The 25592-nt window shown below is 72.9% G+C and carries 18 protein-coding genes and 1 pseudogene; 7 read left to right on the top strand and 12 right to left on the bottom strand.

The window, feature by feature from the left end; genetic code table 11:
- Nucleotides 1-48 precede the first annotated feature (48 nt).
- On the top strand, nt 49-297 hold the full coding sequence (locus tag CK485_RS04785) for a heavy-metal-associated domain-containing protein (RefSeq protein ID WP_109447219.1): 249 nt from the start codon (nt 49-51) through the stop codon (nt 295-297).
- Between the two features lie 19 nt (nt 298-316).
- Here the strand turns inward: CK485_RS04785 and CK485_RS04780 are convergent, their stop codons facing one another.
- The 3 genes from CK485_RS04780 to CK485_RS04770 all read right to left on the bottom strand — a co-directional run bounded on the left by CK485_RS04780 (nt 317) and on the right by CK485_RS04770 (nt 5477).
- Nucleotides 317-1156, bottom strand: a complete 840-nt coding sequence (locus tag CK485_RS04780) for an SDR family oxidoreductase (protein ID WP_241968130.1) — start codon at nt 1154-1156, stop codon at nt 317-319.
- 662 nt (nt 1157-1818) lie between these two features.
- Nucleotides 1819-3108, bottom strand: a complete 1290-nt coding sequence (locus CK485_RS04775) for a citrate synthase (RefSeq protein WP_109447218.1) — start codon at nt 3106-3108, stop codon at nt 1819-1821.
- A gap of 122 nt (nt 3109-3230) precedes the next feature.
- Complete coding sequence (locus CK485_RS04770) at nt 3231-5477, bottom strand: ATP-dependent RecD-like DNA helicase (protein WP_109447216.1); 2247 nt, start codon at nt 5475-5477, stop codon at nt 3231-3233.
- Between the two features lie 648 nt (nt 5478-6125).
- Between CK485_RS04770 and CK485_RS04765 the strand changes: the two genes are divergently transcribed.
- Entirely contained in the window at nt 6126-7046 is a 921-nt protein-coding gene (locus CK485_RS04765; protein WP_109447214.1) for a ribokinase, read from the top strand.
- A gap of 769 nt (nt 7047-7815) precedes the next feature.
- Here the strand turns inward: CK485_RS04765 and CK485_RS04760 are convergent.
- The 3 genes and pseudogenes from CK485_RS04760 to CK485_RS04750 all read right to left on the bottom strand — a co-directional run bounded on the left by CK485_RS04760 (nt 7816) and on the right by CK485_RS04750 (nt 11158).
- Nucleotides 7816-8607 carry a sugar phosphate isomerase/epimerase family protein gene (locus tag CK485_RS04760; RefSeq protein WP_241968129.1) on the bottom strand — a complete coding sequence of 264 codons (792 nt, stop codon included), beginning with the start codon at nt 8605-8607 and terminating at the stop codon, nt 7816-7818.
- Nucleotides 8608-8690: 83 nt separating this feature from the next.
- Nucleotides 8691-9767, bottom strand: a pseudogene (locus CK485_RS04755) (dihydrodipicolinate synthase family protein); the annotation flags it as partial.
- A 233-nt stretch (nt 9768-10000) separates the two neighbouring features.
- Nucleotides 10001-11158, bottom strand: a complete 1158-nt coding sequence (locus CK485_RS04750) for a Gfo/Idh/MocA family oxidoreductase (protein WP_109447210.1) — start codon at nt 11156-11158, stop codon at nt 10001-10003.
- Nucleotides 11159-11361: 203 nt separating this feature from the next.
- Here CK485_RS04750 and CK485_RS04745 point away from each other — a divergent pair, with 203 nt between their 5' ends.
- The 3 genes from CK485_RS04745 to CK485_RS04735 all read left to right on the top strand — a co-directional run bounded on the left by CK485_RS04745 (nt 11362) and on the right by CK485_RS04735 (nt 14390).
- Nucleotides 11362-12546, top strand: coding sequence for a LacI family DNA-binding transcriptional regulator (locus CK485_RS04745; protein WP_109447208.1), 1185 nt, complete (start codon nt 11362-11364; stop codon nt 12544-12546).
- 165 nt (nt 12547-12711) lie between these two features.
- Nucleotides 12712-13602, top strand: a complete 891-nt coding sequence (locus CK485_RS04740; protein WP_109447206.1) for a bifunctional helix-turn-helix transcriptional regulator/GNAT family N-acetyltransferase — start codon at nt 12712-12714, stop codon at nt 13600-13602.
- Nucleotides 13599-14390 carry a sugar phosphate isomerase/epimerase family protein gene (locus CK485_RS04735; RefSeq protein WP_109447204.1) on the top strand — a complete coding sequence of 264 codons (792 nt, stop codon included), beginning with the start codon at nt 13599-13601 and terminating at the stop codon, nt 14388-14390. Before CK485_RS04740 ends, CK485_RS04735 begins: the two co-directional genes overlap by 4 nt.
- A gap of 9 nt (nt 14391-14399) precedes the next feature.
- Here CK485_RS04735 and CK485_RS04730 read toward each other — a convergent pair whose 3' ends face one another.
- From CK485_RS04730 to speB, 3 genes are all read right to left on the bottom strand, one after another.
- A complete protein-coding gene (locus CK485_RS04730) occupies nt 14400-14984 on the bottom strand; it encodes a hypothetical protein (protein WP_109447202.1) in 585 nt (194 codons plus the stop codon).
- 34 nt (nt 14985-15018) lie between these two features.
- The gene (locus CK485_RS04725) at nt 15019-18765 is read right to left on the bottom strand and encodes an ABC transporter ATP-binding protein (protein ID WP_241968155.1); all 3747 of its coding nucleotides are present in this window, start codon (nt 18763-18765) and stop codon (nt 15019-15021) included.
- A 265-nt stretch (nt 18766-19030) separates the two neighbouring features.
- The gene (gene speB, locus CK485_RS04720; protein WP_109447198.1) at nt 19031-19999 is read right to left on the bottom strand and encodes an agmatinase; all 969 of its coding nucleotides are present in this window, start codon (nt 19997-19999) and stop codon (nt 19031-19033) included.
- Nucleotides 20000-20245: 246 nt separating this feature from the next.
- On the opposite strand from speB, the gene CK485_RS04715 reads away from it, so the two are divergent.
- Together CK485_RS04715 and CK485_RS04710 are read left to right on the top strand one after the other, a co-directional pair.
- Entirely contained in the window at nt 20246-21751 is a 1506-nt protein-coding gene (locus tag CK485_RS04715) for a PucR family transcriptional regulator (RefSeq protein WP_109447196.1), read from the top strand.
- A 140-nt stretch (nt 21752-21891) separates the two neighbouring features.
- A complete protein-coding gene (locus CK485_RS04710; RefSeq protein WP_109447194.1) occupies nt 21892-22680 on the top strand; it encodes a phosphatase in 789 nt (262 codons plus the stop codon).
- Between the two features lie 4 nt (nt 22681-22684).
- Here CK485_RS04710 and tesB read toward each other — a convergent pair whose 3' ends face one another.
- From tesB to CK485_RS04695, 3 genes are all read right to left on the bottom strand, one after another.
- Nucleotides 22685-23560 (bottom strand): acyl-CoA thioesterase II, encoded by an 876-nt coding sequence (gene tesB / locus CK485_RS04705; protein WP_109447192.1) that lies wholly within the window; start codon nt 23558-23560, stop codon nt 22685-22687.
- 20 nt (nt 23561-23580) lie between these two features.
- Nucleotides 23581-24738, bottom strand: coding sequence for an acyl-CoA dehydrogenase family protein (locus CK485_RS04700; RefSeq protein ID WP_109447190.1), 1158 nt, complete (start codon nt 24736-24738; stop codon nt 23581-23583).
- Between the two features lie 160 nt (nt 24739-24898).
- Complete coding sequence (locus tag CK485_RS04695) at nt 24899-25501, bottom strand: TetR/AcrR family transcriptional regulator (RefSeq protein ID WP_109447188.1); 603 nt, start codon at nt 25499-25501, stop codon at nt 24899-24901.
- Between the last annotated feature and the right edge of the window lie 91 nt (nt 25502-25592).

The following is a 25592-nucleotide window of genomic DNA, read 5'->3' as shown; positions in this document are numbered from 1 at the left end:
AGGGGGTATGGTGAAGGAGTTACGACCGCACTTCCCTAAGGACGTCCCATGACCGCCAACGACTCCAGCGCCCCGGCTCTCGACACCGTCACCGTCGCCTACAGCGTCTCCGGCATGAGCTGCGGCCACTGCGAGAAGGCGGTGAGCGAGGAGTTGTCCGCGCTGCCCGGCGTGGTCTCCGTCGCCGCCGACGCCAAGGCCGGCCGGGTCTCGGTGACCGCGACCGCCGCACCGTCCGACGACGCCGTGCGCGCCGCGATCGACGAGGCGGGCTACGAACTCACCGGTCGCGCCTGACCCGCCATCGCGGGGCCGGTCAGCGGCCGAGGAGCTCGCCCCCGTTGCACTGGAGGATCTCGCCGGTGATGAACCCGGCCTCCGGTGACGCCAGGAAGACCACGGCGGCGGCGACGTCCGCCGGGCGGCCCACCCGGCCGACCAGCGTGCGTCCCGCCCGCCGGGTCAGCTCGGCGTCGTTGAGCCGGGCGCCGAAGAACTCCGTTCCCGCGACCGTGCCCGGCGCGACGATGTTGCAGGTCACGCCCTGCGGGCCGAGTTGCGCCGCCAGCGAGTGGTTCCAGGCGTGCAGCGCGGCCTTCGACGCGCCGTACGACCCGCCGCCGCGCAGCGCGGCCAGCGACGTGACCGTGATGACCCGGCCCCGCTCCGGGGTGAGGCGGTCGCGTACCGACTCGGTCAGCAGCACGGCGGTCAGCACGTTGCGCTCGAAGTCGCCGCGCCAGCGGGCCAGCACGGCGTGCGGCCCCGGGCCCGCGGCGGCCTCGCGGCTGCCCGCGTTGTTGACCAGGACGTCGATGCGCTGCGGCAGCCTGGCGAGCGCGGTCTCGACGTCGTCGGGGTCGGCCAGGTCGCAGACGACCGGCGAGACCGCGCGGCCGTGCGCCGCCGTCAGCTCCGCCGCCGCGGACGCCAGCACCTCGCGGCGCCGTCCGACGATCACCACGTCGTCCCCGGCCGCCGCGAACCGTCCGGCGATCGCCCGGCCGATGCCCGTACCGCCACCGGTGACCACGACCGTACGAGGGCCGTCCGGGGCCCGGTCGTGCGACGGGGACGCGGCTTCGGCGGCCGGGTACGACTCGCCGTCCACCCCCGCCACCGCACCCGCCATGCCGACCGTCTCGTTCTGCGCCATACGTTCCGCCCGCCCCAACACCCGCTCCCGACTGGGCGTTTAACGCTACGCGATGACCTTCGCGGCCCCGGCGCAGGGTGCCGTCCCACCGAACGGCATCGACGGGTGTCGTACATCTGGCGTATGCCGTGGGGATTTGGCGGCGTCCGGCGCCCGATCAAGGGAGACCTAGATCACACTCTTGGCAACGTAACCATGGAGGGGGGTCGTTGGTCTAACCGAACGATCACCGGGCTCCCGGCGGACCCGGTGACGACGAGGACGAGCCGTCTTGGGGGACGGCGTGTCCGCGTGGCCGGGGCGAAGTGCCCGGAGAGCTTGAGCGGCCCTCCCGGACTGTTTCGTCCCGGCATGGCGCGAGCGGCCGTGGGCCGCGCGCACTGAGACGCCCGGTACGGACCCGTGGGGGGATCCGCTTCCGGGACCCAGAGCGCCCCGCGCCGGACCCGTGGGGGGATCCGGCCCGGGGCGCTCGTTTCATCTCTGCCGGGCCCGCGAACGTCTTACGAGCCGCGAGGCGGCGGCTCTCCGGCCGTTCGGCGGCAGCACGCGTCGGCGGACCGTCCGCCGGCGGCACCCGTCGGCGGACGGTCCGCGACAGCCCGGCCGCGGCGGACGCGTGTGCGTGCCCGCGTCATCGGGCACGCGTCGGCGCGCTCGGGTCAGCGGGACTCGACCGGCACGTAGTCGCGCAGGTCCACGCCGGTGTAGATCTGGCGCGGGCGGCCGATGCGGGAGCCCGGCTCCTTGATCATCTCGTGCCACTGGGCGATCCAGCCCGGCAGGCGGCCGAGCGCGAACAGCACGGTGAACATCTCCGTCGGGAAGCCCATCGCCCGGTAGATCAGACCGGTGTAGAAGTCCACGTTCGGGTAGAGCTTGCGGCTGACGAAGTAGTCGTCGCTGAGCGCGTGCTCCTCCAGCTTGAGCGCGATGTCCAGCAGCTCGTCGGACTTGCCGAGCGCGGAGAGCACGTCGTGCGCCGCAGCCTTGATGATCTTCGCCCGGGGGTCGAAGTTCTTGTAGACCCGGTGGCCGAAGCCCATGAGCTTGACGCCGTCCTCCTTGTCCTTCACCTTGCGGATGAAGGAATCGACGTCGCCGCCGGAGGCCTTGATGCTCTCCAGCATCTCCAGCACGGCCTGGTTGGCGCCGCCGTGCAGCGGGCCCCACAGCGCGTTGATGCCGGCCGAGATCGAGGCGAACATGTTCGCCTGCGACGAGCCCACCAGGCGGACGGTGGAGGTCGAGCAGTTCTGCTCGTGGTCCGCGTGCAGGATCAGCAGCTTGTCGAGCGCGGCCACCACGACCGGGTCCAGGTCGTAGTCCTGCGCCGGGACCGAGAAGGTCATCCGCAGGAAGTTCTCGACATAGCCCAGGTCGTTACGCGGGTAGACGAACGGGTGACCGACCGACTTCTTGTACGCGTACGCGGCGATCGTGGGCAGCTTGGCCAGCAGCCGGATCGTCGAGAGGTTGCGCTGCTTCTCGTCGAACGGGTTGTGGCTGTCCTGGTAGAACGTCGACAGCGCGCTGACCACCGAGGACAGCATCGCCATCGGGTGCGCGTCGCGCGGGAAGCCGTCGTAGAACCGCTTGACGTCCTCGTGCAGCAGCGTGTGCTGCGTGATGTCGCTCTTGAAGGAGCTGAGCTCGTCGACGGTGGGCAGCTCACCGTTGATGAGCAGGTAGGCCGTCTCGAGGAACGACCCGCGTTCGGCGATCTGCTCGATGGGGTAGCCGCGGTAGCGCAGAATCCCCTGCTCGCCGTCGAGGAACGTAATCGCGGACTTGTAGGCCGCGGTGTTCCCGTAACCGCTGTCCAGGGTGACCAGCCCGGTCTGGGCCCGCAGCTTGCCGATGTCGAAGCCGTTGTCACCAACGGTGCCCTCGATCACCGGGTAGCTGTACTCGCCGTCCCCGTACCGCAGTACTACAGAGTTGTCGCTCACGTCATCCCTCACCGACGTTGTGCCTCTTCTTCGAGGTGCCCTGACTGCTTCTACCTTCCCCCATTTGCCGCACAAACGTGCACCCGGGGTCAGCCAGACGGTCGATCGGTGGCACGCAGTGCCTATCTTCCCCCTTCCCGGGCCGGTTCCACACCTCGGAGCGCGCCGCGCAACCGGTGGTCCAAAGCCGTGAAGCGGCGACCGGCCGACACCGTGCGCACCGCCTGGCCCAGCGCCCGCCGCGAGCCCACCAGCACCACGAGTCGTTTCGCCCGGGTCACGGCGGTATAGAGCAGATTGCGCTGCAACATCATCCACGCCCCGGTGGTGACGGGTATCACCACAGCCGGGTACTCGCTGCCCTGCGAGCGGTGGATGGTCACCGCGTAGGCGTGTGCCAGCTCGTCCAGCTCGTCGAAGTCGTAGTCGACCTCCTCGTCCTCGTCGGTGCGCACCGTCAGGCGCTGCTCCTCGACGCTCAGCGCCGTGACCACGCCGACCGTGCCGTTGAAGACCCCGTTCGCGCCCTTCTCGTAGTTGTTGCGGATCTGGGTGACCTTGTCGCCGACCCGGAAGACCCGGCCACCGAAGCGGCGCTCCGGCAGGTCGGGGCGGGCCGGGGTGACGGCCTGCTGGAGCAGCCCGTTCAGCGTGCCCGCGCCGGCCGGGCCCCGATGCATCGGCGCCAGCACCTGCACGTCCCGCCGCGGGTCGAGCCCGAAGCGGGCCGGGATGCGCCGGGCGACGATGTCCACCGTGAGGCGCCCCGCCGCTTCCGTGTCCTCCTCGGCGAAGAGGAAGAAGTCGGGCAGGCCCTGGATGATCGGCGGCACGCCGGAGTTGATCCGGTGCGCGTTGGTCACCACGCCGGACTGCTGCGCCTGCCGGAAGATGCGGGTCAGCCGCACCGCCGGCACGGGCGAGCCGTCCGCCAGCAGGTCGCGCAGCACCTCGCCCGCTCCCACGCTGGGCAGCTGGTCCACGTCGCCCACGAAGAGCAGGTGCGCGCCCGGCGGCACGGCCTTGACCAGCTTGTTCGCCAATATCAGGTCCAGCATGGACGCCTCGTCGACCACCACCAGATCGGCGTCGAGCGGCCGGTCCCGGTCGTAGGCGGCGTCACCGCCCGGCTTGAGCTCCAGCAGCCGGTGCACTGTGGACGCCTCCGCGTCGGTCAGCTCGGCCAGTCGCTTGGCGGCCCGGCCGGTCGGCGCGGCCAGCACCACCTTGGCGCCCTTCGCCTTCGCCAGCGTCACGACCGACTTCACCGTGAACGACTTGCCGCAACCCGGACCACCGGTGAGCACCGCGACCTTCTCGGTGAGCGCCAGCCGCACCGCCTGCTCCTGCTCGGGCGCGAGTTCGGCACCGGTGCGGTCTCCGAGCCAGGCCAGCGCCTTGTCCCAGGCCACGTCCCGGAAGGCGGGCATCCGGTCCTCCGGACCGCGCAGCAGCCGCAGCACCTGCGCGGACAGCGAGATCTCCGCGCGGTGGAACGGCACCAGGTAGACCGCCTGGATCGGCTCACCGCCCTCCGGGTCCGGCACCCGTTCGCGGACCACGCCCTCTTCCTCGACCAGCTCGGCGAGGCAGTCGATGACCAGGCCGGAGTCCACCTGGAGCAGCTTGACGGCGTCGGCGATCAGCCGTTCCTGAGGCAGGAAGCAGTTGCCGCCGTCGGTCGCCTGGGACAGCGCGTACTGGAGTCCGGCCTTGGCGCGGTCGGGGCTGTCATGGGGTATGCCGACCGCCTGCGCGATCCGGTCGGCGGTCAGGAAGCCGATGCCCCAGACGTCGGCGGCCAGGCGGTAGGGCTGATTCCTGACGACGGAGATCGAGGCGTCCCCGTACTCCTTGTAGATGCGCACGGCGACCGAGGTGGACACCCCGACGCCCTGGAGGAACACCATCACCTCCTTGATCGCCTTCTGCTGCTCCCAGGCCATGGCGATCTTCTTGGTGCGCTTCGGCCCCAGGCCCGGGACCTCGATCAGCCTCTTCGGGTCCTGCTCGATCACGTCCAGGGTGTCGGTGCCGAAGTGCTCGACGATGCGGTCGGCGATCCGCGGGCCGACCCCTTTGATCAGGCCCGAGCCGAGGTAGCGGCGGATGCCCTGGATCGTGGCGGGCAGGACCGTCGTGTAGTTCTCCACCGTGAACTGCTTGCCGTACTGCGGGTGGGAGCCCCAGCGGCCCTCCATCCGCAGCGACTCGCCGGGCTGCGCGCCCAGCAACGCGCCGACGACGGTGAGCAGTTCACCGGCTCCCCGGCCGGTGTCGACGCGGGCGACGGTGTAGCCGTTCTCCTCGTTGGCGTACGTGATCCGTTCCAGGACGCCCTCGAGGACGGCCAAGCGGAACTCGCCCATCGCGAGCCTCCTTTCGCGGTCGGCGACCGTCCCGGCGGGCGATCGCACTCGGTGGGGGTTGTTACTGCGGGCCTTCTTGCTGCTACGGGTCTTGCTGCTACGGCTTGGTTCTACAGGTCGTTCTTGCGCGTCGTTGTTACGGGTTGGTCTTTAGGGGTCGGCATTTGCGGGTCGGTCTTTAGGGGCGGTATTTACGGGTTGGTCTTTGAGGCGGCATTTACGGGTTCGTCTTCACGGATTGGCTTTCGCGGGTTTGCTGCTGGGCCTGGTTGCTGTGGGGCTTGCTGCTCGGAGACCGCACCGGGAGGGCGGGGCTCCGATGAAGTGATCCGACGAAGTGCTCCGACCGTACCGCCGCCGACCGACATCGTGGGGACCCTGTGGATAACCTCGTAACAGGACATGTCAGGCGTGGTCGGCAGGAGGGCAGGGTCCTTGTCCCGGGCGGGGCGGGGACGGACCGGCAGCCGGTCGATCCAGGCGCCGTGCGAGGGCGGCGTGCGGGCGGGGGCGGCTGGGTGCTTGCGGTCGGGGCAGGCCCCGCGGTCATGAAGCGAACCCGGGTCAAGAATCGAACCGGGCAAGTAGGAACCGGGCAAGTAGGAGCTGGACAAGTAGGAACCGAACCCCGGCGGACAGGAGGGACCGGTGCCCGCTCACGAGTTCGACCTGCTGGTCGTCGGCTCGGCCAACGCCGATCTGGTGGTCGGCGTGCAGCGCAGGCCCGCGGCAGGCGAGACCGTACTCGGGTCCGATCTGGCGACCCACCCCGGCGGCAGGGGAGCCAACCAGGCCGTCGCGGCGGCGCGTCTGGGCGCTCGCACGGCCCTGCTGGCCAGGGTCGGCGACGACGCTCACGGCAGGCTGCTGCTCGACACGCAGCGCTCCAGCGGCGTCGACGCGTCGGGCGTGTTGATCGGCGGGGCACCGACCGGGGTCGCGCTGATCACCGTGGATCCCGCCGGTGACAACGGCATCGTGGTCTCCCCCGGAGCCAACGCCCTTCTGAGCCCCCAGGACGTACGGGCCTCCGGGAAGCTGTTCGACGCGGCACGCGTCGTGTCGCTCCAGTTGGAGATCCCGCTCGACACGGTCGCGGAGGCGGTGGGGACGGCGGTACGTGCCGGGACGCGCGTCGTCCTCAACCCCTCGCCACCCGCCGCGCTCCCCGCCCAAGTGCTGGCGGTGTGCGACCCGTTGGTGCTCAACGAGCACGAGGCCAGGCTGCTGCTCCGGGACGACCCGGCAGCGGCGCAGGACACGCCGGAGGCGTGGGCGGAGGCACTCATCCGGCTCGGACCGCGATCCGTAGTCGTCACACTGGGCGCGTCCGGCGCCCTCGCAACGCGTTCCGGCGGCGCGGCCGTCCGCATCCCCGCCCCGCACGTCCACGCCATCGACACGACGGGCGCGGGGGATGCCTTCACGGGCGCGCTGGCCTGGCGGCTGACGCGCGGGGCTGAGTTGGAGGAGGCGGTGGACTACGCGGTACGGGTCGGCGCGGCGGCGGTGATCCGGGCGGGAGCGCAGGAGGCGTTCCCTACAGAGAGGGAGATCGCGCGGGATTAGGGGGTTGTCAGAAGGAGGAGCGACGAGACGGGGAGGCGCGTCGGCCGTTCGGTGGGGCGGCTCGGGTCGGAACGAAGCAGCGCGGGCGGCGCGGCGAGAACGGCCCGTAAAGGCGGAAGGGGTCCGGCGTGGCCGGACCCCTTCGCGTTTCCCCCATCGGTTCCCCGAGCCCCCCTCGGGAACCTCACGACTTGTACGACACCGCACGTAGCCGGATGGTTGCACGCAGCTCGCAAGATTTTTTCGCGGCGGTTGCGAGCGCCGGCGGTCCTCGGCTCCTTGATCCATGTTCCCTGGGCCGGGACCGGGACCGGGACCGGCCTGGCCCCGGGCGCGACCCCAGCCCCGACCCCGGTCCCAGCCCCGGCCCCGGGCCCGGGCCCGAGTCAGCAGACCACCCGCCGCGAAGCGGCACCCGTCTCGGCCCAGAGACCAAGAGAAGGAAGAGGGGAGCGGCCCCGGCCGTGGCGCCCACCCACGCCCTTGCCCCGCCCACTGCCCGTGTCTCCGCCCACGCGTCGTCCGCCAAGGGCCCGTCCGGTCCCCTTGACGTCCGCCAAGGGCCCGCCCGGGGCCACTTGACGTCCGCCGGCGGCCCACCCCGGCCCGCGCGACATCCGCCCGCGACATCTACCCGACACCGGCGCAGCGCCCGCCCGACGTCCGCACTCCCCTCCGTACACCACACTCCACCCGGTACACCCCAGTCCACCCGTCGACGCCCACCCCCGGCCCGCCCCGCTCCCGCAGAGCGCCCGACCGGGCGAACTCAGAGCACGAACTCCCGGAAGCGGCGCGCTGTTTCTGCCACCACCTCGTCCCCGGGCCGTTCCCACAGTGCCGGGCTGAAGACCTCGACCTCGATCGGACCGTCGTAGCCCGCGCGGTCGACCAGTTCGCGCAGGCCCCGCAGGTCGACGCAGCCGTCGCCCAGTTGTCCCCGGCCGAGCAGCGCGCCCTCCGGCAACGGCGTCACCCAGTCCGCGAGCTGGAACGCGGCGATCCTGCCGTCGGCACCCGCGCGGGCGATCTGCTGCGGGGTCCGGTCGTCCCACCACACGTGGTACGTGTCGACGACCACCCCGACGCGTTCGGCGGGAAAACGTTCCGCGAGGTCGAGGGCCTGGGCGAGGGTCGATACGACGCAGCGGTCGGACGCAAACATGGGGTGCAGGGGCTCGATGGCCAGCCGGACGCCCATGTCGGCCGCGTACGGGACGAGTTCGGCGATGGCGTCGGCGACGCGCTCGCGGGCGGCGGCCAGGTCCCGCTCCCCCTGCGGCAGGCCGCCGGAGACGAGGACAAGAGTCGAGGTGCCGAGGCCGGCGGCCTCGTCGACGGCGGCGCGGTTCGAGGCGAGGGCGGCGGCCCGCTCGGCGGGATCGACAGCGGTGAAGAAGCCGCCCCGGCACAGCGAGGTGACGGTCAGGCCCGCCTCGCGTACCGCCCTGGCCGCCCGCACGACCCCGAACTCCCTGACCGGCTCCCGCCACAGACCCACCCCCTGGATGCCGAGTGCCGCGCAGGCCCGGACGAGCTCGGGGACGGAGAGCTGCCGCACCGTCTGCTGATTGACACTGAGTCGAGTGAACCCCTGATCACTTGGTTGACCAGAGCCTTCCGCGGGCCCCCGATTGTCAGTGGTCACTGATTGACTCCATGGAGAGAGAGGAGGGATGCCATACGGGAACGAGCCAGCCCCGGATCGGGGAAGAGGCCCAGCTCGTCCGCGAGTTGGTAGGCGCGGGCCAGGTGCGGGAGTGATCGGGCGGAGTGCAGTCCGCCGACCATGGTGAAGTGCGACTGGTGCCCGGCGAGCCAGGCGAGGAACACCACTCCCGTCTTGTAGTGACGGGTCGGGGCCGAAAAGAGATGGCGGGACAACTCAACAGTGGAGTCGAGCAGAGCCCGGAAGCCCTGCCGGTCACCGTCGCCGAGGAGACGCAGCGCCTCGGCGGCCGCCGGTGCGAGCGGGTCGAAGGCACCGAGCAGGGCATGGCTGAAGCCCTGGTCGTCACCGTCGATCAGCTCGGGGTAGTGCAGGTCGTCCCCCGTGTAGCAGTGGACGCCGTCCGGCAGGCGTCGGCGCAGGGCGACCTCGCGGCGCGCGTCGAGGAGCGAGACCTTGACGCCGTCCACCTTCCCCGGATGCGCGGCGACGACAGCGAGGAACGCCTCGGTCGCCGCGTCGAGTTCGGTGCTGCCCCAGTAGCCGGTCAGCGACGGATCGAACATCGGGCCCAGCCAGTGCAGGACGACCGGCCCCGAGCACTGGCGCAGCAGCCTCCCGTAGACCTCGGCGTAGTCGTCGGGCCCGGCGGCCAGGGCTGCGAGGGCGCGGGACGCCATGAGGACCGGCTGCGCACCGCAGTCCTCCACGACGGCGAGCTGCTCCTCGTACGCGGCGACGACCTCCGCCAACGAGCGTGCCGGGGCGGCGAGTTGATCGGTGCCGACACCGCAGGCGATGCGTCCGCCCACCGTCTTCGCCTCGGCGGCGGAGCGGCGGACCAACTCGCGGGCGGCGGCCCAGTCCAGGCCCATGCCGCGTTGCGCGGTGTCCATCGCGTCGGCGACACCGAGCCCGAGGGCCCACAGGTGACGGCGGAAGGCGAGCGTCGCGTCCCAGTCGACGGCGGCGGGGGCATCCGGATCCCCCACCGTGCGGAACGGGTCGGCGACGACGTGGGCGGCGGCCAGCAGCAGGCGAGGAGCCGGGGGCGGGGTGGCAGCCGCCCCGCCCCGTGCCGAGGCCCGGCCCTCCGCCGAAGCCCCGCTCCCCGGCGACGTCGCGCCCGCCGGCGGAGCTCCGCCCTCCGCCCGGCCACCAAACGCCGCCTCCTCCCGCGAATCGCCCGGGTCCGCCGCACTCCGCCGCACGTACGGCGCCGGATCATCGCGCGGGCGATACCTCCGCAGGTGTCCCTCCTCGTCGGGCAGGACGATCCCCGGGGTCACAGGGTCAGCTCCGGGACATCGAGGCGGCGGCCCTCCGCCGAGGAGCGCAGGCCGAGTTCGGCGAGCTGGACGCCGCGGGCCCCGGCCAGCAGGTCCCAGTGCCAGGGGCCGTCGGCGACGGCGTGGCGGAGGAAGAGTTCCCACTGCGCCCTGAAGGCGTTGCCGAAGCCGCCGGGTTCGTTGTCCGGAACCTCCTGCCACTGCGCGCGGAACCGGTCGGCGGGCGGGCCGTCCGGATCCCAGGCCGGCCTGGGGGTGGCCGACCGGTGCTGGACACGGCAGTCGCGCAGGCCCGCGACGGCGGAGCCGTGGGTGCCGTCCACCTGGAGTTCGAGGAGTTCGTCGCGGTGGATCCGCACCGTCCAGGAGGAGTTGAACTGGGCGACCGCGCCCGAGGCGAGTTGGAAGACCCCGTAGGCGGCGTCGTCGGCCGTCGCCTCGTAGGGCTTGCCGTCCTCGTCCCAGCGGCGCGGGATGTGGGTGGTGCTGAGCGCCTGGACGGAGGTCACGCGGCCGAAGAGTTCGTGCAGCACGTAGTCCCAGTGCGGGAACATGTCGACGGTGATGCCGCCGCCGTCGCGAACGCGGTAGTTCCAGGACGGACGTTGGGCGGGCTGCCAGTCGCCCTCGAAGACCCAGTAGCCGAATTCGCCGCGCACCGACAGCACGCGTCCGAAGAAGCCGCCGTCCACAAGGCGGCGCAGTTTGCGCAGGCCTGGCAGGAAGAGCTTGTCCTGCACGACACCGTTGCGCACCCCCGACTCGCGGGCCAGGCGGGCGAGTTCGAAGGCGTCCTCGAAGGTGGTGGCGGTGGGTTTCTCGCAGTAGACGTGCTTGCCCGCGGCGATGGCGCGGCGCACGGCCGGCACACGGGCGGAGGTCACCTGGGCGTCGAAGTAGACCTCCACGGACGGGTCGGACAGCGCGGTGTCCAGGTCGGTGGACCAGTGGTCGAGGCCGTGGCGGTCGGCGATCTCCCGGAGGGCGGCTTCGCGGCGGCCGAGGAGCACCGGCTCGGGCCACAGGACGGTGCCGTCGTCGAGCCGGAGTCCACCCTGCTCGCGGATGGCGAGGACGGAGCGGATCAGGTGCTGGCGGTAGCCCATGCGGCCGGTGACGCCGTTCATCGCGATGCGGACGGTCCTGCGGGTCACGTCGGGTCCTCTCCGTCGTCGCTGCCGCCTGCCCGGAAGGCCCGTAGAAAGCGCTTTCCGTCCGGCTACGCTAGCGATCCCGGGAAGGACACTTCAAGAGGTCGTGCCAATGGCGGAAACCGGCGCCGACCCCGCTGAGTCCTTCCGGCCGTACGGCGCGTATGACGTGCGGCGGAGAGAGCGAGTACGGAGGAAGTACGACGATGACCACGACCCTGGCCGATGTGGCGGCGCGCGCGGGGGTGTCCTCCGCGACCGTCTCCCGTGTGCTGAACGGCAATTACCCGGTCGCCGACCACACCCGTGAGCGGGTGCTGCGGGCCGTGGAGGATCTGGAGTACGTGGTCAACGGGAACGCCAGGGCGCTGGCGGCGGCGACCTCGGACCTGGTCGGGGTGCTCGTCAACGATGTCGCCGACCCGTTCTTCGGCATCCTCGCCAGCGCCGCACAGGCGGAGATATCCCGCGGCGGCGACGTCGGCCGGCAGGGGCAGGCGGGCGCGCCGGGGGGCGGCAAGCTGGCCGTGGTCTGCAACACGGGTGGTTCGCCGGAGGCGGAGCTGACATACCTGACGTTGCTGCGCAGGCAGCGGGCGGCGGGCGTCATCCTGACCGGCAGCGCGGTGGAGGGCGCCGACACCGGGGCCATCGCCGACCGGCTGGCGCGGCTGGCGGCGTCGGGGACGCGCGTCGTGCTGTGCGGGCGACCGCCGTTGCCGTCGGCGACATCGGGCACGTCGGGGACATCAGGGCCGTCCGAGCCCGCCGGATCGGCCGGACCGTCCAGGCCGTCCGAGCCGTCCGAGGAGAGGGCGGAGGAGCCTGAGGGCGGCAGCTCGGTGATGACGCTGGGGTTCGACAATCGCGGCGGCTCAGAGTTGTTGACCCGGCACCTGATACGCCTCGGACACCGCCGCATCGGCTGCGTGGCGGGCCCGGTCGACCGCACCACGACGCGGCACCGCCTGGAGGGCCACCGCAACGCGCTGAGGGCGTACGGGCTGGAACGCGAGTGCGGCGGACTGACCGCGTACGGGCACTACGACCGGGCCAGCGGCCACCGCGCCGCGCTCGAACTCCTGGACCGACGCCCCGACTTGACCGCGATCGTGGCCGCCAACGACACGGTGGCACTCGGCGTGATCGCCGCGCTGCGCGAGCGGGGGCTGCGGGTGCCGCAGGACGTGTCGGTGACCGGGTTCGACGATCTGCCGTTCAGCGTGGACGCGACGCCGGCGCTCACCACGGTGCGACTGCCGTTGCACGAGGCGGGGGCGCGGGCCGGACGGCTGGTGATGGGGCGCGAGACGGCACCCCCGGGCGCAGTGACGCTGGTGGAGGGCGAGTTGGTGGTACGCGAGTCCACCGCACCCCCGCGCGAAAGCTGATCGCCGCACGCCCCTAGGTCGCGCCCGCCGCTTCCGCGTAAGCCCTGCCGAAGGGACCCGCCCCCGACATACCCTTGTCGGAGACAACGGTGTGACAACCGATTTCCGAAGGGTGGCCCCCATGACCGCGAAAGACGCCCCTGGCTCGGCCCCACGGTCGACGCGATCCGCTCGTTCAACCGCTTCTACACCAGCCTGATCGGCGCGCTCGACTACGCGGGCCGCCTCGGCACCCCGTACTCGCTCACCGAGGCCCGGGTGCTCTACGAGCTGAACCAGCAGGAGCGCACGGCGGTACCGCGGCTGCGCGAGACCATCCGCGCCGAGGCCGCGCACCTGAGCCGGGTGCTGGCCCGGCTGGAGAAGGCGGGGCTGGTGGAGCGCGAGGAGCACCCCACCGACCGCCGTGTGCACCTGGTGCGGCTCACCCGGGCCGGGCGGGAGGCGGCGGCGCTGCTGGACGAACGTTCCTGGGAGGCGGTCGGCGACCTGGTGGCGCGGCTGGGCGAGGGCCAGCGGCGGCGGCTGACCGAGGCGCTGCGGACCGCCGAGGACGTGCTGTCGCGCCCGAGGGTGGGCACGGTGGTGGTGCGCGGCCCGCGCCCCGGTGACCTGGGCTGGGTGGTCCGCGCCAACGGTGCGCTGTACGCGGAGCAGTTCGGGTGGAACGAGGAGTACGAGGCGCTGGTCGCCCGGATCGTCGGCGATTTCGCGAACGGCCATGATCCGGCCCGCGAGGCGCTGTGGATCGCCGAGTTCGACGGCGAGCCGGTCGGGTGCGTGATGTGCGTACGGGAGGACGACGAGACGGCGCGGCTGAGGCTGCTGCTGGTGGCGCCCACGGCACGGGGCAACGGCGTCGGCGACCGGTTGGTGAGCCAGTGCGTGTGTTTCGCGCGCGAGGCCGGGTACCGGGAGATCGTGTTGTGGACCAATGACGTACTGGCGGCGGCCCGGAAGATCTACGAGCGGCACGGGTTCGAGCTGGTGGCGGAGAAACCCCACCACAGCTTCGGCAAGGACCTGGTGGGGCAGGACTGGGTGATGGCGCTGTGAGGCTCGCGTTCTCCACCCTCGGTGTGCCCGGGCTGCCGGTGGAGCAGGTGGTCCGGCTGGCGCTCGAACACGGTTACCACGGCGTGGAGTTGCGCGCCGACCCTGACGAGGAACCGGTGCACCCCGGGCTGAGCGGCGACGCGCGGGCCCGGGTGCGGGAGATGTTCGAGGCCGCTGGGGTCCAGGTGCTGTGCGTGGCGGCGTACACGCGGGTGGCGGCGGCCGGTGCGGACGACGCGGTGGTGGAGGACCTGCGGCGGCAGGTCGGACTCGCGGGTGATCTGGGCGCGCCGTTCGTCAGAGTCTTCCCCGGTGGCGGTGGGCCGGAGGACGACGTGGTGGCGGCGCGGCGGCTGGCGGCGGTCGCACCGTACGCGGCGGAGCGCGGGGTGCGGGTGCTGGTCGAGACGCACGACTCGCACCGCACCGCGGCGGCTCTGGCGCGGGTGCTGGGGCCGGTCGGGCACCGGGCGGTGGGTGCGTTGTGGGACGTGCTGCACACCTGGCTCGGCGGTGAGGAGCCCGCCGCGTCCTATCCGGCGCTGGCTCCGTATCTGGGCTACGTCCAGGTCAAGGACGTCGCGTCGGCCGAGGAGTTGACGCCGTTGCCGCTGGGGAGCGGGGTGCTGCCGCTGGAGGGGTGCGTGGAGGTGCTCAGCCGCGAGGGGTGGGACGGCTGGCTGTGCTGGGAGTACGAGAAGCGGTGGTATCCGCAGGCCGCCGGGTTGCCGGAGTTGCTGGACGCGGGGCGGGAGCATCTGATGCGGCTGCTGGGCGAGTTCGCGTGAGGCGCGGGGTCACGGGAGGCGTTCGGCGCAGGCGGTCCGGCCGCGGGGTTCGGTGACGTAGAGCGCGGTCGTGGAGGGGCAGCGGGCGCGGTCGGTGACGAGGGCGGTGATCCGGTAGCGCGCCGGATGTGCGGAGGCTCCGGCGCGGTCGCAGGCGGTCTCCCCGGCCCGGCCGGAGGCGGCGGAGTACAGGCAGTCGCCGACGATGGTGTTGGGCCCGCCGCCCTGGCCGGGGTCGCCGGGGTGCGGTGGACGCAGGTCGCGCAGGCAGGCGTATCCGCCGCCGGAGGGCGAGGCGGTCGCACCGACGGCGCCGCCCGCCGTCACCGTCAGCAGGAGGTCGGTGGTGGCCGGGCAGTCCGGCGGGCCGGAAGCGCGCCGGGTGACCCGCGCGAGCGCGTCGCGGTCGTCGCACGCCACCTCGCGGTAGGCGGTGCCGGAACGGGCCGCGCAGCTGCCGACGGGCAGGAGCGGCCCCGTGGCGGGCGCGGTGGTCACCGCCGCGGCGCGCTGTCCGGTGTAGCCGGTGGCCGGCGCGCAGCCGGCGGCGCCAGCCAGCAGTGCGGCGGCGGCGAGGAGAAGAGCTGTGCGCATGACCGCCCCCTTCCGGCGGTCAGGGTATGCCCGGTCAGGCGGCGGTGTCGGCCGGTTCGCCCGCGAAGGTGCGCCACAGCTCGGCGTACCGGCCGCCGGCGGCGAGGAGTTCGGCGTGCGTGCCGTCCTCGACGACCCGGCCGTGGTCCATGACGACGACGCGGTCGGCGCGGGCGGCGGTGGTCAGGCGGTGGGCGACGACCAGGGTGGTCCTGCGCACCGCGAGGCGGTCGGCGGCGGCGTTGACCACGGCCTCGGTCGCCAGGTCGAGCGCGGCGGTCGCCTCGTCGAGCAACAGCACGTCAGGGTCGACCAGTTCGGCCCGGGCGAGCGCGATGAGCTGGCGTTGTCCCGCGGACAGGTTGCGGCCGCGTTCGCCGACGCGGTGCAGGTAGCCGTCGGCGAGGGAGGCGACCATCTCGTGGGCGCCGACCGCGCGGGCGGCGGCTTCGACCTCGGCGTCGGTGGCGTCGGGACGGCCGTAGGCGATGGCGTCGCGGATGGTGCCGGGGAAGAGGTAGGGCTCCTGGGGGACGACGCCCAGCCTGCGGCGGTAGCCGGTCAGGTCGAGGTCGCGCAGGTCGAGGCCGTCGACGCGGACGGCGCCGCCGGTCGGGTCGTAGAACCGGGCGACGAGCTTGACCAGGGTGGACTTGCCCGCGCCGGTCTCGCCGACGAAGGCGACGGTCTGCCCGGCGGGGACGCACAGGTCGATGCCGGCGAGGGCCTCCTCGCCGTCGCCGTAGGCGAAGTGGACGTCGTCGAAGGTGATCTCGCCGCGCAGGCCGGTGCCCGGTACGGGCACGGGGTGCTGGGGCAGCGGGGTCGCGGTGGGCAGGCGCAGCAGTTCGGCGATGCGGCCGAGCGAGACGGACGCCTGCTGGTAGCCGTCGAAGACCTGGGAGAGCTGCTGGACGGGTGAGAAGAACAGGTCGATGTAGAGCAGGTAGGCGACCAGGGCGCCGGCGGTCAGGGTGCCGTCGCCGACCCGTCCCGCGCCGACGATCAGCACCAGGGCGGCGGCGACGCTGGAGAGGAACTGCACGAAGGGGAAGTAGACGGATATGTACCACTGGCCGCGCACCCGGGCCTGGCGGTAGGCGTCGGAGCGTTCCGCGAAGCGGCGGGCGCCGGCGCGTTCGCCGCGGAACGCCTGGACGACGCGCAGGCCCGCCACGTGCTCCTGGAGGTCGGCGTTGACGACGCCGACCCGGTCGCGGGCCAGGCCGTAAGCGCGTACCGACTTGCGGCGGAAGACGACGGTGGCGGCGATCAGGGGCGGGAGGGTGACGAAGACGACGAGGGCGAGTTCCACGTCGAGGGCGAGCAGGGCGACGAGGATGCCGAAGAAGGTCAGCAGGCTGACGACGGCGGTGACCAGGCCGGTCTGGAGGAACGAGCTGAGGGCGTCGACGTCGGTGGTCATGCGGGTCATGACGCGGCCGGTCAACTCGCGTTCGTAGTAGTCGAGTCCGAGACGCTGGAGCTGGGCGAAGATCTTCAGGCGCAGGGAGTACAGGACGCGTTCGCCGGTGCGGCCGGTCATCTGGTTCTCGCCGACCTCGGCGGCCCACTGGGCGAGGACGACGAGGAGGGCGAGGCCGGCGGCGGACCAGACGGCGCCGAGGGCGAGGCGGTCGACGCCCTGGTCGATGCCGTGCCGGATGAGGATCGGCAGCAGCAGACCGCCCAGCGCGTCGGCCGCGACCAGGGCGAGGCTGATCAGCAGGGGGGCGGTGAAGCCGCGGAGCATGGCGCGCAGTCCGAAGTGCGGCTCGGCGGCGCGGACGACGGTCTCGTCGATGTCGGGGGTGTCGGTCGCCGGGGGCAACGCGGCGACGCGGGCGAGCAGTTCGGGGGTGGCGGGCATCCCGGCGAGCGCGCCGGCCATGCCGGGCCCGGCGGGAGCCGCCGCGGTCGCACCGACCTGGGCCTCCCCCTCGGCACCCCGATCGGACCTGGGCCACAGCTCGGGGGTGGCCCCGTCGACGGCACCGCCCCGCGCGTCGGCGCCGTCCTCCCCCACGATCCGCACCCGTCCCGCCGGATCCGGCGACCAGGCGTCGTCCCCGGCGAGTTCGTCCGGATCGGTCAGCAGGCGGCGGTAGAGGGCGCAGCGCTCCTGTAGTTCGTCGTGGGTGCCGACGTCCGCCAGGTGTCCGTGGTCGAGCACGGCGACGCGGTCGGCGAGGGCGAGGGTGGAGCGGCGGTGGGCTATCAGGAGGGTGGTGCGGCCGCGCATGACCTCGCGCAGGGCGTCGTGGATCTCCGCCTCGACGCGGGCGTCCACCGCGGAGGTGGCGTCGTCCAGCAGCAGGAGGCGGGGGTCGGTGAGGACGGCGCGGGCCAGGGCGACGCGTTGACGCTGGCCGCCGGAGAGGGTGAGGCCCTGTTCGCCGACGACCGTGTCGTAGCCCTTGGGCAGGGCGGAGATGAAGCCGTGGGCCTGTGCGGCGCGGGCGGCGGCCTCGACCTCGGCGTCGGTGGCGTCGGGACGGCCGTAGGCGATGTTGGCGCGGACCGAGTCGGAGAACAGGAAGCTGTCCTCGGGAACGAGTCCGATGGCCGCCCGCAGCGAGTCGAGCGTGAGGTCGCGCACGTCGGTGCCGCCGACCCGCACCGCGCCGCCGGAGACGTCGTAGAAGCGGGGCAGCAGCAGGGAGACGGTGGACTTGCCGGAGCCGGATGCGCCGACGACGGCGAGCGTCTCGCCGGGTTCGACGCGCAGGCTGAGGTGCTCAAGCACCGGGCGGTCCGGGTCGTAGCCGAAGGTCACGTCGTCGAACTCGATGTCGGCGTCCGCGTCGCGCGGCAGTTCGCGGGCGTGCGGGGACTCGGTGATCACCGGTTCGGTGTCGATCAGTTCGTAGACCCGCTCGACGCCCGCGCGGGCCTGCTGGCCGACGGTGAGCATCATGGTCAGCATCCGCACCGGGCCGGTGAGCTGGGCGAGGTAGGTGGAGAACGCGACGAAGGTGCCCAGGGTGATCTGGTGGTGGACGGCCATCCAGCCGCCGAGGGCGAGCATGGCGACCTGCCCGAGCGCGGGGACCGCCTGGAGGGCCGGGTTGTAACGGGCGTTGAGGCGGACGGTGCGCAGCCGCGCGGCGAACAGGCGCAGGCTGACGCGGCGCAGCTTCTGTTCCTCCTGCGCCTCCTGGCCGAAGCCCTTGACGACGCGCACGCCGGTGACCGCGCCGTCCACGACTCCGGCGACGGCGGCGGCCTGGCCCTGGGCGTACCAGGTGGCGGGGAAGAGCCGGGTGCGGCTGCGGTTGGCCAGGAACCACAGGGCGGGCGCGACGGCGAGCGCGATCAGGGTGAGCAGCGGGGAGAGCACCGCCATCACCACCAGCGACATCACGAACAGCAGCAGGTTGCCGAGCATGACGGGGATCATGAACAGCAGGCCCTGGATCAGCTGGAGGTCGCTGGTGGCGCGGCCGACGACCTGCCCGGTGTCGAGCGCGTCCTGCCGGGCGCCGTCGAGCCGCGCGAGGGTGCGGAACATCGCGGTGCGCAGGTCGTACTGCACGTCGAGGGCGAGGCGTCCGCCGTAGTAGCGGCGCACGTAGGTGGAGGCGTAGACGGCGAGCGCGGCGAGCACCATCAGAGCGGCCCACAGACCGACGGAGCCGGTGTGTCCGGCGACCACATCGTCGATGATCAGCCGGGGCAGCAGCGGGACGAGGGCGGTGACCGCCATGCCGACGAGGGAGGCACCGAGCGCGAGCAGGACCGCCCGGCGGTAGCGCCAGCTGTCGGCGGTGATGCGCCGCAGCCACCCCTGACCAGGGCGTCCGCCGGTGCTCCTCCTCCGGCCGTCGCCTGGCCCGTCCGGGTCCCCGCCGGGCCGTTCCGTCGTGTTCGCGGTCCGCGTCGTCGCCGCCACTCAGTGCCTCCCGTCGCGTCGGCCGCCACCCGGCCGTGCCGCAAGGCTGCAACGCCCGGGGAAGCGGATTTCATCCGTCCGCAACAAAAAGCGGGTCCCAGGTCCGAGCCCGGTGGGGCCACGGACCTAGGACCCGCGAGAGGCGCGCGCCGGGTCAGACCTCGCGGGACGCCGCGATCTGCCGGGACATGATCGTGGTCAGCTCGTACGCGGTGTGGGAGGCGGCGACCGAGGTGATCTCGGCGTGGTCGTAGGCCGGGGCGACCTCGACCAGGTCGGCGGAGACCAGGTGGCAGGAGGCCAGGCCGCGCAGGATCTCCAGCAGTTCGCGGGAGGTCAGGCCGCCCGCCTCGGGGGTGCCGGTGCCGGGCGCGTGGGCCGGGTCGAGCACGTCGATGTCGATGGAGATGTACAGCGGGCGGTCGCCGATGCGCTCGCGTAGCTGCTGGGCCACCTCGTCCACGCCGCGCCGCATGACGTCGGCGGAGGTGACGATGCCGAAGCCCATCTTCTCGTCGTCGGCGAGGTCCTGCTTGCCGTAGAGCGGGCCGCGGGTGCCGACGTGGGAGAGGGCGGAGGTGTCGAGGATGCCCTCCTCGACGGCCCGGCGGAACGGGGTGCCGTGGGTGTACTCGGCGCCGAAGTAGGTGTCCCAGGTGTCGAGGTGGGCGTCGAAGTGCAGCAGGGCGACGGGGCCGTGCTTGCGGGCGACCGAGCGCAGCAGCGGCAGCGCGATGGTGTGGTCGCCGCCCAGCGTCATCAGCCGGGCGCCGCGCTCCAGCAGGTCGTCGGCGGCGGCCTGGACGGTCTCGACGGCCTCGTTGATGTTGAACGGGTTGACCGCGATGTCGCCCGCGTCGGCGACCTGGGCGAGGGCGAACGGGGAGGCGTCCTGCGCCGGGTTGTAGGGGCGCAGCAGCCGGGACGCCTCCCGGATGGCGTTGCCGCCGAAGCGGGCGCCGGGACGGTAGGAGACGCCGCTGTCGAAGGGGACGCCGACGACGGCCACGTCGGCGGCGCCGACCTCGTCGATGCGCGGCAGCCGCGCGAAGGTGGCGGGCCCGGCGTAGCGCGGGATCCGGGAGGAGTCGACGGGGCCGCGCGGCCCGGCGCTGCTGGTCATGATGGTGTCCCCTTAGTCAACATTGCTCAGCTTGGTCAATATTGCTCAACGTTGATCCGTGTTGGTCCGTGTTGGTCAACATTGACCAGCGCGGACCAACACGGATCAACGAGTACACGGTGAACGCGTCCGGCGCCGAAGCGGGGCGCCCGGGAGCCCGTCTCGATGAGAACCCTAGGTCGCCGCTGGGCGACGGTGAAGTGTACGTTTCCTCCATACTGGAGGCACTCACTGAACGGTTCGTCCATGCCCGAGTTGACCCCGCCCACGCCCGCGGTGCCGTTGGCGGCCCTGCTGGACCGGGCCGACCTGGGGCTGCGCAGCCTCGCGGGGCCCGATCCCGAGGGTGTCGCGGTGCGGTGGGTGCACGCGAGCGAGATGGCCGATCCGGTCCCGTACCTGCTCGGCGGTGAGCTGTTGCTGACGGCGGGCGTGCACTTCCCGGCGCCGGACGCGGCCGACGCGGCCGACGTACTGGACGGTTACGTGGCACGGCTCGCGCGCGGCGGGGTGGCGGCGCTCGGCTTCGGGGTGACGCCGGTGCTGGAGGCGACCCCGCAGGCGCTGCCGCGGGCCTGCGAGCGGTACGGGGTGCCGCTGGTCGAGGTGCCGCCGGGAACGCCGTTCGCGGAGGTGGCGCGGGCGGTGTGGCAGTTGATGGCGCAGGTCAGGCACCGGGAGCTGCGGCGGGTGGCGCAGGCCCAGCAGGGGCTGGCGGCGGCCGCGGCGGCGCCGGATCCGGTGCCCGCGGTGCTGCGGCAGCTGGCCCGGCGGCTGGGAGCGCGGGCCTGCGTGCTGGGGGCGCGGGGCGAGGAGCTGTACGCGGCGGGTCCGGTGCCGCCGGACGACGTGACGGAGGCCATGCGGGAGCTGGCCGGGGTCGTGCGGTCCGGGCGGGCGGGGGCGCCGACCACGGCCGCCGAGGCGGCGGGCGGACGGCGGCTGCTGGCCCACGCGCTGGGCGAGGGCGGGACGGCGGCGCTGGTGCTGGCGTTGCCGCAGGACGCCGAGGCGGGCGGAGCGGCGATCGCGGGGGTGGCCGCCGTCCTGCTGTCGCTGCTGACCGCACGCGACCTGGGCACCGCGCCCGCCGACCGCACGTCCGCCCTGGTCAGGCTGTTGCTGGGGGCGGATCCCGAGACGGTCGCACCCCTGCTGTGCGAGGCGCCGGAGGCGTGGTGGACGGTGGTGCACGGCCACCGCCGCGACCCCGTCGGCCTGTCGCCGCGCGCGTCCGCCGCCGCGTTGGCCGCCGCCCTCGGCAGCCCGCTGGCGGACGCGGAGGCGGGCGGCCCGGTACGCGTGCTGGTGCCGGAGGAAGCGGGGACGCCTCGGCGTGAGTTGTCCGCGCTGCCGGGCTGGACGCTGGGGGTGAGCGGGCCGGCCAGGACCGCCGATCTGCCCGGCGCGGACGCGCAGGCGGCGGCCGCGTTGCGCAGGGCGGTCGCCTCGCACGCGGCGGTGGTACGGCACCGGCCGGAGCGCGACGGCATCGGGGCGCTGCTGCCGCCGCAGGACGCGCGGGCGTACGCGGCGGCGAGGCTGGCGCCGGTCGCCGGTTCGCCCGCGTTGCTGGAGACGTTGCGGACGTGGCTCGCGCTGCACGGCGGCTGGGACCGTACGGCGGCGGCCCTGCGGGTGCACCGCAACACCGTCAGGCAGCGCGTGGCCAGGGCCGCCGAACTGCTGGACGCGGACCTGAACGACCCGGACGTGCGAGCCGACCTGTGGCTGGCCCTGCGCCACCTGTAGGCGATCGCGGCGAGGCCGCCTCACGCGACCGCGGCGAAGGCACACCTCACGCGATCGTGGCACAGGCACGCTCCGGTCACGCCTTCGTCTCGATCGCCCACCCCCCGTCCCCCTTTCCCCCGGCACGCGACAATGAAGGCATGCCCACAGTTCACGCACCGTCCCGCACCGCCCTGACCGAGCACCTGATACGCACCCGTATCGCCGGAGCCGTCGCCACCAGCCGCGACAACAACCTCGACCACTACCGCGAGCTGGCCGCGGGCAACCGGTACTACTGGCTGGGTCTCGACCTCGGCGACCGGTGGCGGGACGAGGACGCGGTGCTGGAGCTGATGGCGCAGCGCTGCGGGGTGGTCGCCGATCCGGCGTACCGCTCGGGCCAGGACACCATCGACCCGGACCTGACGGTGGCCGCGCTGGACCGGGCGGCGGCGGCGCTGCGCAAGGCGGCCGAGGGCGGGCGGCGGGTGCTGCTGGCCACCGGTCACCCCGGCGGGCTGCTCGGGGTGCACCAAGCGACGGGCGAGGCGCTGCGCGCGGCGGGCTGCGAGATCGTGGCGATCCCGGAGGGGCTGTTCGCGGACGAGGGGCGGGTGCTGCAGATCGGCGGCGTCGCGATGCTGCTGCGCGGCGCGGCGCTGGTGCACACCCACTCCCCCGACCCGATGTCGGCGATCCTGGACGCGCTGGAACGCGAGGGGCGTCCGCTGCCCGACCTGGTGGTCGCCGACCACGGCTGGGCGGGCTGCGCCGGGCAGCGCGGGATCGACGCCGTCGGGTACGCGGACTGCAACGACCCCGCGCTGTTCGTGGGTGAGGCGGAGGGCACGCTCGCGGTCACCGTGCCGCTCGACGACCACGTGGCGCCGCACTACTACGACCCGATGACCGCCTACCTGCTGAACGCGGCCGGGCTCGCCGGGTAGCCGCTCAGGCGCGGGGGACGCGGACCACGCCCTCCTGGATCACCGACACCGCCAGCCGCCCGTCGCGGGTGTAGATGCGCGCGGTGCCGAGCCCCCGCCCGCCGGACGCGGACGGCGACTGCTGGTCGTACAGCAGCCACTCGTCGGCGCGGAACGGCCGGTGGAACCACATGGCGTGGTCGAGGCTCGCGCCCACCACGTCGCCGACCGCCCAGCCGCCGCGCCCGTGCGCGAGCAGCACGGAGTCCAGCAGCGTCATGTCGGAGACGTAGGTGGCCAGGCAGACGTGGAGCAGGGGGTCGTCGGCGAGTTCGCCCCGGGTGCGGAACCACACCTGCGAGCGCGGCTCGCGCGGACGTCCGACACTCAGGTACGGCGGGTCCTGCGCGTACCTGAGGTCGACGGCGGCCCTGGCCTCCAGCAGCCGGTCCACCACCGAGGGATCGGGGAAGTAGCCGGCGTGCTTCGGCAGCACCTCCTCCGCGGGCGGCAGCGTCTCGGGATCGGGCGCCTCCGGCATCGGCTCCTGGTGCTCCAGCCCCTCCTCGTAGGTCTGGAACGACGCGGACAGGTGGAAGATCGGCTGCCCGTGCTGGACGGCCACCACCCGGCGGGTGGTGAAGGAGCGGCCGTCGCGGATGCGGTCGACCTCGTAGACGATCGGCGCGCCGGGGTCGCCGGGGCGCAGGAAGTAGGCGTGCAGGGAGTGGGCGTGCCGGTCCTGTGGCACGCTGCGGCCCGCGGCGACCAGGGCCTGGGCGGCGACCTGGCCGCCGAAGACCCGGGGCACGACGGCGGGGCGGCTGCGGCCGCGGAAGATGTTCGCCTCGATCCGCTCCAGGTCGAGCAGGTCGAGCAGATCCTTGAGCGGCGCGTCCATCGTCGGCTCCGGTCTCCCGCTCACAGGCCCATGGACTTGGCGATGATGGACCGCATGACCTCGCTGGTGCCGCCGTAGATGCGGGTGACGCGGGTGTCCGCGTACAGGCGGGCGATGGGGTACTCCATCATGTAGCCGTAACCGCCGTGCAGTTGCAGGCACTTGTCGATGACGCGGGCGGCGACCTCGGTGCAGAACAGCTTGGCGGAGGCTGCGTCGGCCGGGGTCAGTTCGCCGGCGTCGAGGGCGTCGAGGGCGCGGTCGACCACCGCCTGGGCGGCGTCCACCTCGGCCTTGCAGTCGGCGAGGACGAACTTGGTGTTCTGGAAGCCCGCGACCGGCTTGCCGAAGACGGTGCGCTCGCGCACGTACTCGGTGGCGAAGCGGATCGCGGCGGAGGCCTGGGCGTAGGCGCCCAGCGCGATGCCGAGACGTTCCTGCGGCAGGTTGTGCGTGAGGTACTCGAACGCCTTGCCCTCCTCGCCGAGCAGGTCCTCGACGGGCACCTTGACGTCGGTGAAGGACAGCTCGGCGGTGTCGGAGGACTTCAGGCCCAGCTTCTCCAGCTTGCGGCCGACCGCGTAGCCCTCGCTCCTGGTGTCGACCACCAGGATGGAAATCCCGCCGCGGCGGTCCTCGGGGGTCGGGGCGGAGGTGCGGCAGCAGACCAGGACGCGGTCGGCGAGGACGCCGCCGGTGATGAAGGTCTTGGCGCCGTTGAGCACGTAGTGCGTGCCGTCCTGCGACAGCCGGGCGGTGGTCTTCATGCCCGCCAGGTCCGAGCCGGTGCCGGGCTCGGTCATGGCGATCGCGGTCATCATCTCGCCGGTGACGAACTTCGGCAGCCAGCGCTTCTTCTGCTCGTCGTTGGCGTACTTGAGCAGGTACGGCAGGCACAGCGCGGTGTGCACGCTGCTGCCGCCGAAGCTGACGCCGGCGCGGGCGCACTCCTCGGAGATGACCGCGTTGAACTTGAAGCTGGTCTCGCCCGCGCCGCCGTACTCCTCCGGCACCTCGATGCCGAAGACGCCCAGCTCGCCGAGCTTGTAGTAGAAGTCGCGCGGAGCGTGCCCGGCCTGCTCCCACTCGGGGTAGACGGGGACGACCTCGGTGGCGATGAAGTCGCGGATGGTGGACCGGAACGCCTCGTGGTCCTCGTTGAACACCGTGCGGCGCACGCTGGCCTCCTCAAGCGCGTGGCGGGACCGGCCGGCGGGATCCGGCCCGGCGGCCGATGGAAACCGGCCTAAGCAAGCGCTTGGCAAGTTACTTCTCGGTTGGCGGATCTGTCCAGCGCCGGCCTCCGCCGCACCCGCCCCGTCCGGCTCCCCGCCGGGCTCAGTCCCGCTCCCCCTCGCCGTCCAGCGCCGTGAACGCGCTCAGCGCGAGCCTGCGCAGCAGTGCGGCGGCGGCCTGGCGGCCGGACAGGTCGCCGCGGGTGCCCAGGTGCGGGGTGGAGTTGAGCAGGCCGAAGACCGCGTGCACGGCGGCTCGCGCCTGCGTCTCGTCGGCGTCGGGGTGCACTTCCCGTACGACCTCCACCCACAGCTCGACGTACTGCCGCTGCAACTGCCGCACCAGCTTGCGGTCCGACTCGCGCAGCCGGTCCAGCTCGCGGTCGTGCAGCACGATCAGCGGGCGGTCGTCGAGCGCGAAGTCGACGTGGCCGCGCACCAGGGCGTCCAGCGCCTCGGCGGCCGAGCCCGCGCGGGCGATGCGGTGCTTGCCCGCGGCGAGCAGCCGGCCGCTGATGCCGACCAGCAGTTCGGCGAGCATCGCGTCCTTGCCGGCGAAGTGGCGGTACAGGCCGGGACCGCTGATGCCGACGGCGGCGCCGATCTCGTCGACGCCGACGCCGTGGAAACCGCGCTCGGCGAAGAGCTGCGCGGCCTCCTTGAGGATCTGCTCGCGCCGGGTCGCCCCGGCCTTCGTCGGCTGCATGCAGAAGATTCTAGACATTCCGCGTTAGCGAGCGTTAACCTTGGCCCCAGAGACGTTAACGGTCACTAACATCGGTGGCGGACGGCGGCCC

It is taken from the genome of Streptomyces sp. ICBB 8177 (assembly GCF_003144095.1).
In the GTDB taxonomy this organism is placed as follows: domain Bacteria; phylum Actinomycetota; class Actinomycetes; order Streptomycetales; family Streptomycetaceae; genus Streptantibioticus_D.
Note: the sequence above shows the minus strand (reverse complement) of the source record. Positions and strands in the feature narration are given on the sequence as shown.